Source organism: Burkholderia sp. BCC0398 (assembly GCF_902833245.1).
GTDB lineage: Bacteria > Pseudomonadota > Gammaproteobacteria > Burkholderiales > Burkholderiaceae > Burkholderia > Burkholderia sola.
On the sequence record NZ_CADFEM010000019.1, the window covers coordinates 1 to 14280 of the forward strand.

General features: G+C 65.3%; 6 protein-coding genes. 4 read left to right on the plus strand and 2 right to left on the minus strand.

The window, feature by feature from the left end; genetic code table 11:
- The first annotated feature begins 85 nt into the window (after positions 1-85).
- On the plus strand, positions 86-1036 hold the full coding sequence (locus tag HWX76_RS31310; RefSeq protein ID WP_089487672.1) for an IS481-like element ISBcen26 family transposase: 951 nt from the start codon (positions 86-88) through the stop codon (positions 1034-1036).
- 90 nt (positions 1037-1126) lie between these two features.
- Here HWX76_RS31310 and HWX76_RS31315 read toward each other — a convergent pair whose 3' ends face one another.
- Entirely contained in the window at positions 1127-1831 is a 705-nt protein-coding gene (locus HWX76_RS31315) for an IS110 family transposase (RefSeq protein ID WP_175810128.1), read from the minus strand.
- Positions 1832-1985: 154 nt separating this feature from the next.
- Here HWX76_RS31315 and HWX76_RS31320 point away from each other — a divergent pair.
- Positions 1986-3073 (plus strand): IS3 family transposase gene (locus tag HWX76_RS31320; protein ID WP_085962303.1). Its coding sequence is split into 2 segments (ribosomal slippage): positions 1986-2247 and positions 2247-3073, totalling 1089 coding nucleotides; the frame shifts between segments, so codons are not numbered across the junction.
- An 846-nt stretch (positions 3074-3919) separates the two neighbouring features.
- Here the strand turns inward: HWX76_RS31320 and HWX76_RS31325 are convergent.
- Positions 3920-4792 (minus strand): slipin family protein, encoded by an 873-nt coding sequence (locus HWX76_RS31325; protein ID WP_089484717.1) that lies wholly within the window; start codon positions 4790-4792, stop codon positions 3920-3922.
- A 327-nt stretch (positions 4793-5119) separates the two neighbouring features.
- Here HWX76_RS31325 and HWX76_RS31330 point away from each other — a divergent pair, with 327 nt between their 5' ends.
- Positions 5120-5572 (plus strand): type II toxin-antitoxin system HicB family antitoxin, encoded by a 453-nt coding sequence (locus HWX76_RS31330; protein ID WP_089484734.1) that lies wholly within the window; start codon positions 5120-5122, stop codon positions 5570-5572.
- Between the two features lie 60 nt (positions 5573-5632).
- Positions 5633-14257, plus strand: a complete 8625-nt coding sequence (locus HWX76_RS31335) for a glucoamylase family protein (RefSeq protein WP_089484718.1) — start codon at positions 5633-5635, stop codon at positions 14255-14257.
- Positions 14258-14280: the final 23 nt, after the last annotated feature.

Consider the following 14280-nt stretch of genomic DNA (forward strand, 5'->3'; position numbering starts at 1 on the left):
CAATAGGTTGTATCGATGGTTCATCCGGACTGAGTCTGGGAGACTGGAAGTCGCCAAACACCCAACCTTCCAGGAACCCAGCCGGATGAACACCCATAAGAATGCCCGACTCACTTTCGCACGTCGACTTGAGATGGTTCAGGAGATCACCGAATCCGGTTCGAGCGTGTCGCAAGCGGCGGCCGATCACGGCGTGACAGCACCGACTGTGCGCAAATGGCTTGGACGCTACCTAGCCGGCGGTGCGGTTGCGCTGGCTGACGCTTCTTCTCGACCGGCTCGCTCTCCACGCGCCATCGCCCCGTCGACGGCCTTACTGATCGTGGAATTGCGCCAGCAGCGCTTGCTGCAACGTCAGATCGCTCGACAGGTGGGAGTGTCGGCCTCGACCGTCAGTCGGGTGCTGGTGCGTGCCGGACTGTCTCGGTTGAGCGACCTGCAACCGCGTGAACCGGTTCAGCGCTACGAGCACGAGGCGCCGGGCGATTTGCTGCACATCGACATCAAGAAGCTTGGCCGTATCGCGCGTCCTGGCCATCGTGTCACCGGCAATCGGCGCGATACAGTGGACGGCGTTGGCTGGGAGTACCTGTTCGTCGCAGTGGACGATCACGCCCGGATTGCCTACACGGCAATGCATCCAGACGAGACGAAACGCAGTGCCGTGCAGTTCCTGCGCGATGCAGTGGCTTGGTACGCCGGACTCGGCGTGCGTGTGCATCGCTTGCTAACCGACAACGGTTCGGCGTTTCGCTCACACGAGTTTGCGCGAGCCTGTCAGGAACTGGGTATCCGGCACAAATTTACGCGGGCGTATCGTCCGCAGACCAACGGCAAGGCCGAACGCTTCATCCAGTCAGCGTTACGCGAATGGGCCTACGCATGGACATACCAGAGCTCGGCCCATCGCATCGAAGCCTTGGCGAGTTGGCAGCACCACTACAACTGGCATCGTGCCCATAGCGCCATCGGCGGCGTTGCGCCGATGGCCAGACTTCCCGCGTCGAGAAACAACCTCTTGACGCTTCACACCTAGCCCGCTTTTTTGACCAAGGCTTACAGCACGCCAGTCAACTGTTGCGTCATCTCGATTCCACGTCCCTGCAAACTTGAGGTCGGTTCGGTTCTAAAAGCGAGGATCCATTTTTTCGTACAGGGCCCCCGGACGCGTGAGCACAACCCACGCGACGCGAGCAAGTTTGTTCGCCAGCGCTATCACGACCTTGTTGTGATGCATCCTGCTCTCGAGCGTATCGATCCATCGCCCGAGCCGATCTCTTGAGCGATCCAGATGCATCAGACAGGACTGAGCGCCCAATACAAGTAGGCGGCGCAGGTACGTGTTGCCGCGTTTGCTGATGCCCAAGAGCGTTGGCTTGCCGCCGGTCGTATGCTGACGCGGAACGAGGCCGATCCACGCAGCCAAGTCACGTCCGCTGCGGAACTGCTTGCCGTTTCCAACGGCTGCGCACAGAGCGCTTGCCCCAAGCGGGCCAATTCCCGGAATCGTCGTGAGGCGCTGTACAACGTCATCGTGCTTGGCGGAGGCTTCGATCTGACTGGAAAGTGCGATGACGCGCTCATCGATACGCAGGAAGTCAGACCACAGATCCGTTAGCAGCTGTCGCATACTCGGCGTCAGATCGTTGGAATCGTCCGCGAGAATGCGAATCGCATCGCGTCGGAACATGCCGATGCCGGTGTGGATTTCGCATCGTTCGCTCAACGACGACCGACGAAGTGACATCTTTCCTTCGCAAACGGTGACAACTTTCCTTTGGTCTACGAGTTTCGCGAGCGCGGCCCTCTCTAGGGGATTGACAGCTCCCACCGCGGCGATCGAAAAGCGGTGCGGTCATCGTTGCGGCGCCCTGTGTTTCTGGCGCGGGCGAGGACATGCCGGTGGGCGGATTCATTGGGGGTAATCCCCCCGCAGAACCGGCGGGATCAGAAGTAGAATTTTCTCGTTGAGGGAGTTCTACAGAATGAAGAAGTCGAGATTCACGGACAGCCAGATCATGGATGCGCTCAAGCGCGTGGAGGCGGGGCTGGCGGTACCGGACCTGTGCCGGGAACTGGGCATCAGCACGGCGACGTTCTACAAATGGCGCTCGAAATATGGTGGCATGGATGTGTCGCTGATCGCACGGATGAAGGAACTGGAGGCTGAGAATGCCCGGCTGCGCAAGATGTACGTCGAGGAGAAGATCAAGGCAGAGATCGTCGCGGAGGCACTCGCAAAAAAGGACTGAGGCCATCTCGCCGGCGCGAGATGGCCAAGCATGCGGTGTCCAGTCGAGGCGTGTCGATCCGGCTGGCATGTGAGGCGTTCGGGATCAGCCAGACTTGCTATCGGTACGCCAACGTGCGCGATGCCGAGAACGACGAGATTGCGAACTGGCTGCTGCGTCTGACCGACAACCACCGGAACTGGGGCTTCGGGTTGTGCTTCCTGTACCTGCGCAACGTGAAGGGCTTCGGCTGGAATCACAAGCGGGTGTACCGGATCTATCGCGAGCTGGAGTTGAACCTGCGGATCAAGCCGCGCAAGCGGCTGGTCAGACAGGTACCTGAGCCGCTGGCGGTACCGTCTGCCGTCAACCAGGTCTGGTCGATGGACTTCATGCACGACCAACTGGCCGATGGGCGCAGCATCCGGCTGTTCAACGTGATCGACGACTTCAACCGCGAAGCGCTCGGAATTGAGATCGACTTCTCCTTGCCGTCGGAGCGGGTGATCCGTGCGCTACGGCAGATCATCCGTTGGCGTGGCAGGCCGAAAGCGATTCGGTGTGACAACGGCCCCGAGTACCTAAGTGCAGCGATCACCGAATGGGCCCGGCAGTACGACATCAAGCTCGACTACATCCAGCCGGGGAAGCCCCAGCAGAATGCGTATGTCGAGCGATTCAACCGGACCGTGCGATACGAATGGCTGTCGCAGTACCACTGGGAAGACTTGGACCACGTGCAGCGCTTCGCGACCGACTGGATGTGGACTTACAATCACGACCGCCCGAACATGGCCCTGGGCGGATTTACGCCGAAGCAGCGGCTGGCCATGGCCGCTTAGTTTCTACTTCTGAACCCCGTGGAAAACGGGGGGATTACCTGCGGACGCGTTGTACTAGAAAATCGACGATCGCGAACAATTCACATGCAGCGCGTCGACACGCTCGCTTGGATGCTAATTTTATAGACCGTCTTGATGCTCCGGCTCATGGACATCGAGGATTGAAGGTGACACGATCGCGGCGCGCAAGACAAACGCGGTGAGCTCGCGCGCCCGCTCGGCATCGATCGTTCGGGGTAACCTTGATTTCCGTGGAGTTCTCCGGTTAGAGCGCACTAGACTGCATGCGGGTTTGCGACCCAGCCCCATTAAATATTGGTTTAAAATCAAATGATTGTTGTCTGGGTGCCATGCTGGCGGGTTCGAGGCATACCGTCAAACAAACCGTGAATAAGAAATGAAAGCCCGGAAAAGGGCGCGCGAGTCGCCCGCAAGGTGATGCACCGTCATCGCAGTGCATGTCGGGTCAGTTGCCGACGCGAACCAGGCGAACTTCGTAGCAGCAGTCGCATGGCGCGTCGGCGGCACCGTCTCGGTGACGAACCAGATGCAATTCGAGGATCAGCCTTTGCGATATGAGCGCGGCCACTACCTTCTTGCCATGACACGTTCACGCAGGTTCAGCAATCGACGCTATATCAGGATCGACGGCCGATCTGGAATGAGTGTCGGACTGACCTTCGCCGCGACCATCCCCGCGTTGTAACGTGGTGAAGCGATTTCTGCCTCCTGCCCATGGTGGAGTATTCGCAACAGACTCGTCATCAAATTGTCGGTGAACCCCGTTCTGGCAATGTCCGGGCGATCTGTGCAAGGCGTCGCAGGGGAGTGAATACGAGCTAGCGATTACGCCGCTGTCTTGAGCGCAGGCACGGGCGCGGCGCCCGCCGCCTCATGCCCGGCAATCGCAAGCGCGAGCACAGGATTCAGGCTGTCCACCATGGCACTGGGAATCAGGATCGTCGCTCCGCGTTCCTTCGTCGTTTCGTAGATGATGTTCATCGCCCGCAACTGAAGCGCACCTGGATGATTTTCGTAGACCTGCGACGCTTCGACGAACTTGGCGGCGATTTCGGCCTCCGCCGAGCCGAGGATCACCCGTGCCTGCTTTTCGCGCTCGGCTTGCGCCTGGCGCGACATCGAATCCTGCAGCGCGACCGGGATCGCGACATCGCGGGTCTCGACCGAGCGGACGGTCACGCCCCATTCCACGGTCTTTCGGCCAATCTCGTCGCGCAAATGCATGTCGGCCGCCTTGCGATCCGACAACAATGCAGCCAGCATCGATGCCCCGATCATTTCCCGCAGGGAGGTTTGTGCAACGCGGTCAATGGCTTGCCGGTAGTCGGTGATGGCGAGCGCGGCTTTCTGCGCGTCATGGACGTGCCAGAAAATCACGGCGTCGACGTTGACAGGAACGGTGTCTTTGGTCAGCGCTTGTTCGGCGTTGAAGGCGGTGGTTTGAATACGTTCGTCGATGATCGCGACAACGTTGTCCAGGATTGGAATGATCATGAAGAAACCGGCACCCTTGACGCTTTGCAACTTGCCAATCCGAAGGATCACGAATTTTTCCCAGACGTTGGCGACCCGCACGGACAACGCGATCAGGACCGCGACGATAAAAAGGGAGACCGCGAGATACAGGTAGCCCCACGCGCCGGCGGCGAATGCCGCGAGGACGAACGCAGCCGATAAAACGAGTGTGATGGGATTCATGGTGAGGCTCCGTTTGGGTGACAACGACCTGTCGGATGAGCGATGAAGCGCGCCGCATTCAGGTCGTCTTGGGCATTCTGGCAACAGGGACAGAGGCCCTTGATGTGAGTGTGCGCGCCATTGCAGTGCCGATCGGTACGGTGCCGTACCTCGATCGAGCGAGTTGTGCCTGACTGACCGGGTGGCGAGGCATCGGGCGATCCGGGGTGTGAACGGCGGGCAGGTCACCACGAAACGTGCCCCGCAGACTGTTCTTCAGCGTACCGACTCGTCGGGCCGCCGCGACGCATGATGACGTTCGTCGTCATTTTCTGTCGGGAGCGGTTCATGAAATATCCGGTCTATATCACGCATCACGGGAATCCCCGCTATCGCGGCGCGCTTCCGGATTTTCCGGAAATCGATGTGGAGGGTGACTCGTATGGCGAGTTGCAGGCGGCTGCGGCGCGACAGGTCATGGCCTGCTATGACCGCTCCGCGCGTCTCGTGCCGCCGCCGACCACGGACATGGCGATGTTGCAGGCGTCGGATGTCGACCTGGGTAACGGAATCTGGCGGTTCTTCGATATCGACCTGACCGGCGTGACCTCGAGTTCCGTGCGGATCGCGCTGTGCCTGCCGAAGCGCATCGTGCGCGACATCGACATGACGGCGAGCGCGCTGCGCATGACTCGCGATGCGTTCGTGTCGATGGCGTGCACGAACGCCGCCGATCGATCCGCGCAGCATCGCGACGTGCGTTTTGAACCCGTCGCGAAATCGCTGTCGGAAGCGGGTTGATGGTGCGACGCACCGGGTATGACGCCGGACGGGTGGTGCGGTCATTGGGGAGAAGGTGCCTTGAAGATTCACGTTGCGCGTGTTTCGCGACGCCGGACATCGCCATGGAGCAATGCACGGCCGATTCGCGAGGAGTTCTTCGGCGATGAACGGCTTGCGCAGCATGCGGGCAGTCTGGCGCGTGCGCAGAAGGTACTTCCCAGTGCGCCCTCTGGCCCGTCTTTGGCGACGCGGCTGAAGGACAACGCGGATCATCTGCTGAAGGCGTACCGGAACACGGTGGCCGCGGATGCGCGCGGCGAGGAAATCACGCCGGCAGCGGAGTGGCTGCTCGACAACTACTATCTCGTCGCGGAGCAGGTGCGGCAGATCCGCGACGATCTTTCTCCGCGCTATTACCGGCAACTTCCCAAGCTCGGCAACGGGCCGTTTGCCGGTTATCCGCGCGTATTCGAGATCAACTGGTCGTTCGTCGCCCATACGGACAGCCGTTTCGATCCCGATATGCTATGCCGCTTCATGCTCGCCTATCAGGCCGTGGAACCGCTGACGATCGGCGAACTGTGGGCAGTGGCGATCACGCTGCGGATCGTCTTGATCGAAAACCTGCGGCGGCTCGCGGATCAGATCATCGACGACCGGCGCGCGCGACTCGACGCCGACGCGCTCGCGGATCGCCTGCTCGGCGAACGCGGGCAGGCGCGGGTGGAAACCGAGCCGCTCGTCGCCCGTTATGAGCAGGCCGTATTGCACGATGCGTTCGCGGTGCAATTGATTCAGCGGCTGCATGATCCCGATCCGGCCGTCGCGCCGGCGCTGGCGTGGCTGCATCGGCACCTGGCGGCGCGCGGCGCGACACCGGACCAGATCGTCACCTCCGTCAACCATCAGCAGGGCGCTGCCAGCCTGACCGTGCGCAACGTGATCACCAGCATGCGGCTGATTTCGGAGGTGGACTGGACCGATCTGTTCGAGCGCATCAGCCTGGTCGATCAGGTGCTGCGCAGCCATCCGGGCTTCGCGGAGATGGATTTCCCCACGCGCAACCTGTATCGCGACGCGGTGGAAGCGCTTGCCCGCGGCGCGCCCGTCAGCGAACTCGAGATTGCCCGCCGCGCCGTCGCCGATGCAGCGGCGCAAGGGGCGAGCCGCGTGCCGGCCGCCGGCGCGGTGCCGGCCCGCGAGACGGACCCCGGTTACTACCTGCTGGCGGACGGCCGCACCGCGTTCGAGGCGGAGATCGGCTATCGGCCGCCCGTTGCGTTGTGGTTGCGACGCCTGACGCGCCACGCCGGTCTCGGCGGCTATCTCGGCCGTATCGGGCTGATTGCGGCACTGCTGCTCACGGCCATGCTGGCGTGGCTCACTCGCATCGAGCCACCCGGTCACTGGTTGATCTGGCTCGGCGTCGCCGGCCTGCTACCCGCGCTCGATGCCGCGGTCGCGCTCGTCAATCGCGGCGTGATGCGCGATGTCGGCGCGAAGATCCTGCCCGGCCTCGCATTGCGCGACGGCATTCCGCCAGGCCTGCGCACGATGGTCGCCGTGCCGGTGCTGCTGACGACGGAAGCGGCGCTCGGCGAGCAGATCGAGCAACTGGAAATTCATCATCTGGCGAGCCCTGACGGCGCGCTTTACTTCGCATTGCTTTCCGACTGGGTGGACGCGCCCACCCCGCACGCAGACAGTGATGACGAACTGCTGGCATCCGCGACGGCGGGCATCGACCGGTTGAATCGCCTTTATCCGGCGGCGCCTGGCGAGGGCGAGCGCTTTCTGCTGCTGCACCGCAAGCGCGTGTGGAACGGCGGCGAACGGTGCTGGATGGGCTGGGAGCGCAAGCGCGGCAAGCTGCACGAGCTGAACCGGTTGCTGCGCGGGTCGTTGGACACGACGTTCGTCGCGCTGGCAGGCAGGCCGCCGCGCGTGCCGCCTGACGTGCGCTACGTGATCACGCTCGATGCCGATACGCGGCTGCTGCGCGATACCGTGCGCCGCCTGATCGGCAAGATGGCGCACCCGCTCAACCGGCCGATATTCGATTCGGCGAGCCGGCGCATCGTCGAAGGCTACGGCGTCCTTCAGCCGCGCGTCACGTCGTCCCTCGCAAGCGGCGACGAGGGGTCGCTGTTCCAGCGCGTGTCGTCGAGCGCGCACGGCATCGATCCCTACGTGTCGGCCGTATCGGATGTCTACCAGGACCTGTTCGACGAAGGCTCCTATGCGGGCAAGGGCATCTACGACGTCGATGCGTTCGAGGCGGTGCTCGCCGGCCGCGTGCCGGAGAACACGGTGCTCAGTCACGATCTGTTCGAAGGCATTTTCGCGCGGGCCGGGCTGGCGTCGGATGTCGAGGTCGTCGAAGCGTCGCCGTCCCGCTACGACGTCGCGGCGGGACGCCTGCACCGGTGGGCGCGCGGGGACTGGCAGCTCCTGCCTTGGTTGATTTTCGGCCACGAACGGCTGACGGCGGTCGGCCGCTGGAAGATGCTGGACAACCTGCGCCGCACGCTCACGGCGCCCGCCATGCTGATCGCGCTACTGGTCGGATGGATGCTGCCGCTCCCCGTATCGCTCGGCTGGAGCGCCTTCGTGCTGGTGACGATCGCGTTGCCGTTCCTGTTGCCCGTATTGAGCGGACTGGTGCCGCGCTGGCGGCGCGCGCATGTCAGGATGACGACGCGCAGCGTGCTCCATGCGTGGTCGATGGAGCTACGCTTCGCGTTGACGCGGTTCGGCCTGTCGATCGTCATGCTGCCGCAGCAGGCGTGGTCGATGGGCGACGCGATCGCGCGCACGCTGTTTCGCTTGGGGATCAGCCGTCGCCACCTGCTCGAATGGACGACAGCGGCCGCAGCGGGCGCGAGCGACCGTCGGACCCTCGCGTCCACCTATCTGCAAATGCGCGGCGGCGTGACGCTCGCGCTGCTTGCCGCGGCTGCCAGCCTGACGGCGGGCTGGCGCTTCGATCGTCATACGGGCTGGCTGGCCGTGCCGTTCGTACTCATCTGGCTTGCCGCGCCGGCGGTCGCGTATTGGCTGAGCCGTGCACCACGGCCGGCAGGCGAACTGGCGGTGACCCCGCACGATGCGCGTCAACTGCGGCGCGACGCGCGCCGGACCTGGCGTTATTTCGAGACGTTCGTGACGGCGGACGAGCAGATGCTGCCGCCGGACAATTTCCAGGAGGACCCGAAGCCCGTTTGCGCGCACCGGACATCGCCCACCAATATCGGGCTGTACCTGTTGTCCGTCGTCAGCGCCCGCGAGTTCGGCTGGCTCGGCACGCTGGACGCGGTGTCGCGGCTGGAGGCGACGCTCGCGACGATGCGGCTGATGTCGCGCTATCGTGGCCATTTCTACAACTGGTACGACACGCGCGACCTGCGGCCTCTCGAGCCGCGGTATGTATCGTCGGTCGACAGCGGCAATCTTGCCGGGCACCTGATCGCGCTCGGCAACGGTTGCCGGGCGTGGGCGAATCAGCCCGCTGGCGTGGGACGGCAGGCCGCGCACGAAGGGATCGGCGATACGCTGGCGCTGTTGCGCAAGGCCGTGTGCCGAAATGGCAACGCCCGGACGGCCTTGCACGGCGAATTCGAGCGGGCCGCGACCGAGCTTGAGGACACGCTCGCCGCGACGGATGGCCGCGCCGCGACGGAATGGAACGCGATCACGATCCTCGCTGCGACAGTCGCCGACGTCGCGCGCGCCCTGATGGACGAGGTCGGCCGGGTGCGGGGCGGCGACGTCGACGACGTGCTGTTCTGGGCGCAGGCGCTGGAGCACGGGGTGCAAGGGCATTGTCGTGACGCGACGCGCACGCCGGACGAAGCGGACGTGCTGAACAAGCGTCTTCAGGTGCTGGCCGATTCCGCGTTGCAGATGGCCTATGCGATGGAGTTCGGCTTTCTGCTCGACCCGGTGCGGAACCTGCTTTCGATCGGCTACGCCGTGGCCGACGGGCAGCGCGATCCGGGCAACTACGACCTGCTGGCGTCGGAGGCTCGCCTGGCGAGCTTCGTCGCGATCGCGAAAGGGGATGTCCCGGCGCGCCACTGGTTCCGGCTAGGCCGCCTGGCGACGCCGATCGGGCACGGCGCCGCGCTGGTCTCGTGGTCGGGATCGATGTTCGAATACCTGATGCCGTCGCTCGTGATGCGCGCGCCGGACAGCAGCCTGCTCGCGCGGACCAACCACCTGGTGGTGCGTCGGCAGATCGCCTACGGCGACGGGCTGCGGCTGCCGTGGGGCATGTCCGAGTCGGCGTACAACACGCGCGACATCGAGCTGACCTATCAGTATTCGAGTTTCGGCGTGCCGGAGCTGGGGCTCAAGCGCGATCTCGACCAGAATCTGGTGGTCGCGCCCTATGCGACCGCGCTGGCGGCGATGGTCGCGCCGCATGCCGCCGCGTGCAACTTCGAACGGCTGCGCACGGCCGGCGCGTGCGGGCGCTTCGGCTTCTACGAAGCACTCGACTATACGCCCGCGCGCGTGCCGGAAGGCGTGCCGGTTGCCATCGTGCAGGCGTTCATGGCGCATCACCAGGGCATGTCGATCGTGGCGATCGCCAATGCGTTGCTGGGCGGGCGTATTCGCACCTTCTTCCATGCGGAACCGGCCGTTCGAGCCACCGAGCTGCTGTTGCAGGAGCGGGTGCCGGGCCGGGTCGCGGCAGGGCGGCCGCGGGTCGACACGCGCCCCGCCGGCAGGATGCATGGGATCGATGCCGGCGTCGCGCGGCGCCTGCTGTCCGCGAACGATCCCGCCCCCGTCACGCATCTTCTGTCCAACGGCCGCTATGCCGTGATGCTCACGGCCGCGGGGTCCGGCTACAGCCGTCGCGACGATCTGGCCGTTACGCGCTGGCGGGAGGACGCGACGCGCGACGATTGGGGCAGCTATCTGTATCTGCGAGACGCCGAGAGCGGCGACGTGTGGTCGGCCACGTGGCAGCCCACTGGTGTGGTGCCGGACAGCTACGACGTGACGTTCACCGAGGATCGCGCCGAATTCGTGCGTCGCGACGGCACCTTGACGACGTCGCTCGAGGTGGTGGTATCCGCCGAGGACGACGCAGAGGTGCGTCGGGTGTCGGTAGCCAACACGGGCACCCGGCCGCGCGTGATCGAATTCACGTCGTACGCGGAAATCGTGCTCGCGCCGGCCGCCGCCGATCACGCGCATCCCGCATTCTCGAAGCTGTTCATCGAGACCGAGTACATGCCGGCGTCCGGCGCCATCCTGGCGACGCGCCGCAAGCGCGCGCCGAACGAGGCGGAGGTTTGGGCCGCTCATCTGGCGGTGACTGCCGGCGAAACCGTCGGCGCGGAAGAATTCGATACCGATCGATTGCGTGTCATCGGACGCGGACGCAGCGTTCGCTTGCCGCTTGCGCTGACTGAACGGCGTGCACTGAGTGCTTCCGAAGGCGCGGTGCTGGACGCGGCGTTCACGTTGCGGCGGCAACTGCGCATCGAGCCGGGCGCGAAGGCGAGCATCGTCTACTGGACCATCGTCGCGGATTCGCGCGCGCAGTTGCTCGATCTGGTCGACAAGCATCGCGACGGCGAATCGTTCGCGCGTGCGGCGATGCTCGCGTGGACCCAGGCGCAGGTGCAGCTGCGGCACAGCGCGGTGAGCCTCGACGAGGCCGCGTTGTTCCAGCAGCTGGCCGGATACATGCTCTACAGCGATGCGTCGATGCGGCCGGGCTCCGCGGCGCTGCTGCGCCATGCGGCGGCGATATCGGCGGCGGGAGGCGTGGGCGCGTCGCCGTTATGGACGCATGGCGTATCGGGGGATCTGCCGATACTGCTGGTCCGGATCGACGACATCGAGCACATCGCCATGGTGCGGCAGTTGATTCGCGCGCACGAGTACTGGCGGATGAAGCGGCTCGAGGTCGATCTGGTCATCATTAACGAGCGCGCGGCGTCGTATGTGCAGGATTTGCAGGCGGCGCTCGAGGGGCTGGTGCGGCCCCGGCAGCCGTCGGGCGAAGCCGGACGCGGCAGTATTTTCGTGCTGCGCGAGGACCTGATGGCGGTGGCGGCGCGCGCGCTGTTTCCCGCCGTTGCGCGGGCCGTGCTCGCCGCGCGCAATGGCCGGCTGGTGGATCAATTGCGGCGCCTCGGGGCTTCGCCGCTGCCCGCGCGCCCGGATGCCGCGAGCCCGCCGCTGCTACTGCCCGCGATTCCGTCACCGAATGGCGCACAGGCCGGCGCCGGTCTCGAATACTTCAACGGCATCGGCGGTTTCGCGCGCGGCGGCCGCGAATACGTCGTGATCCTGCAGCCCGGTCAATGCACGCCGATGCCGTGGGTCAACGTCGTCGCGAATCCGTCGTGCGGCTTCCTGACATCGGCGGAGGGGGGCGGCTATACCTGGGTGACGAACAGCCGCGAGCATCCGCTGACGCCGTGGTCGAACGACCCGGTCACCGATCCGCCGAGCGAAGTGTTCTACATCCGCGACGACGAGACGGGCGTGCGCTGGGGGCCGCAGGCGGGTTCGATCGGCGACGACGCGCCGAGCGCGAGCGCTTTCGTGGCGAGTCATGGCCAGGGCTACAGCCGGTTTGCGCATTCCGCCGTCGACGTCGCCGTCGAGTTGCTGCAGTTCGTGCCGCTGGCCGATCCTGTCAAGATTTCCCGCCTGACGTTGCGCAACCTGTCGAGTCGGCGCCGCCGGCTGTCCGTCGCCACCTATGCGGAGTGGGCGCTGGGGGCGTCGCGCAGCGCCGCGGCGCCACACACCGCGAGCGAGATCGATCCGCCGACCGGCGCGCTGTTTGCCCGCAACGACTGGAGTCAGGTGTATCGCGGCAGAGTGGCGTTCGTCGATTTATGCGGGCTGCAAACCTCGTGGAGCGCGGACCGGCGCGAGTTCATCGGCCGCAATGGCGTCCTGAGCGATCCCGCCGGTTTTCCGGGCAGGGCCGGCGCGTCGCCGTTGTCGGGCCGCGTCGGCACCGGGCTCGACCCGTGTGCCGCGTTGCAGACCACGGTCGATCTCGAACCCGGCGGCAGCGTCGAAATCGTCTTGCTGCTCGGCGAAGGCGCTGACGCGGCAACGGCGCGACAGTTGATCGCGCATTACCGTCAGGCGGATCTCGACGCGATATTCGCCGCCGTGACGGCGTTCTGGGACGAGACGCTCGGCGCCGTTCAGGTCGAAACGCCCGATCGCGCGATGGATCTGATGCTGAATCGCTGGCTGCTGTACCAGACGCTGTCGTGCCGGATCTGGGCGCGTGCGGGCTTCTATCAGGCGAGCGGCGCGTACGGTTTTCGCGACCAGCTGCAGGACGGCATGGCGCTCGCGGTCGCCCGCCCAGCCCTGACGCGCGAGCATCTGCTGCGGGCGGCGGCGCGCCAGTTTCCCGAGGGCGACATGCAGCACTGGTGGCTGCCCGAAAGCGGCAGCGGCGTACGCACGCGGATCTCCGACGATCGCGTCTGGCTCGCCCATGCGGTTGCGCACTACGTCGACGTCAGCGGCGACCGCGCGATTCTCGATGCGTCGATCCCGTTCATCGACGGGCGACCGCTGGCCGCCGACGAGCACGACGCGTTCTTCATTCCACGCGTCTCGGAAACGAGCGCGTCGCTGTTCGAGCATTGCGTGCGCGGGCTGGAGTCGAGTCTCGCGCAGGTCGGCGAGCATGGCCTGCCGCTGTTCGGCACGGGCGACTGGAACGACGGCATGAACCGGGTCGGCGAGGCCGGGCGGGGCGAAAGCGTCTGGCTCGGGTGGTTCCTGCATGCGACGCTCACGGCGTTCGCTCCGCTCGCCACGGCGCGCGGCTCGGGCGAACTGGCGGCGCGCTGGCTGACGCGCGCCGGCGTGTTGCGCGAAGCGCTTGCCGATGCGGGGTGGGATGGCGAGTGGTATCGGCGTGGCTACTTCGACGACGGTACGCCGCTCGGCTCGGCCGGCAACGCCGAATGTGCGATCGACGCGATCGCGCAGTCGTGGAGCGTGCTGTCGGGCGCGGCGGACCCGGCGCGCGCCGCGCAGGCAATGGACGCGCTGGAAGCGCGGCTGATCCGCCGCGACGATGGCTTGGCATTGCTGTTTGCGCCGCCGTTCGATCAATCGCCGGTCGATCCCGGCTATATCAAGGGTTATCCGCCGGGCATCCGGGAAAACGGTGGCCAGTACACGCATGCGGCCACGTGGTCGGTGCTTGCGTTTGCGCAAATGGGTGACGGAGATCGCGCCGCGAAGCTGTTCGCGCTGCTCAATCCGGTCAATCGCAGTCGCACGCGCAGCGGCGCGAATCGTTATCGGGTGGAACCGTACGTGGTCGCGGCCGACGTCTATTCGGTCGCGCCGCATGTCGGCCGTGGCGGATGGACCTGGTACACCGGCTCGGCGGGCTGGCTATATCGTGCGGGCATCGAAGGCCTGCTCGGCCTGCGCAGGCATGGCGACATGCTGTCCATTCAACCGTGCATACCGCGATCCTGGCCGGGCTTCAGGGCAACGCTGCGCCACGGGGCGTCGCACTACGACATCGTCGTCGAGAATCCGGACGACGTCAGCGGCGGCGTGTCCCGCCTCGTCGTGGATGGCGTGCGGCTCGCCGCCGGAGAAGCGATGGTGCGACTCGTGGACGACGGTCGGCGTCACAGCGTGGTCGTGACGCTGGGGGCGGCGCAAGCGGTGCTTCTGTGAGGCGCCGGGGCGGCATCCGGGCC

What these genes read in the sequence shown, in the direction of transcription:
- HWX76_RS31310 (WP_089487672.1), top strand. Translation starts at nt 86, where the DNA reads ATGAACACCCATAAGAATGCCCGACTCACTTTCGCACGTCGACTTGAG.
- HWX76_RS31325 (WP_089484717.1), bottom strand. Translation starts at nt 4,792, where the DNA reads ATGAATCCCATCACACTCGTTTTATCGGCTGCGTTCGTCCTCGCGGCA.
- HWX76_RS31330 (WP_089484734.1), top strand. Translation starts at nt 5,120, where the DNA reads ATGAAATATCCGGTCTATATCACGCATCACGGGAATCCCCGCTATCGC.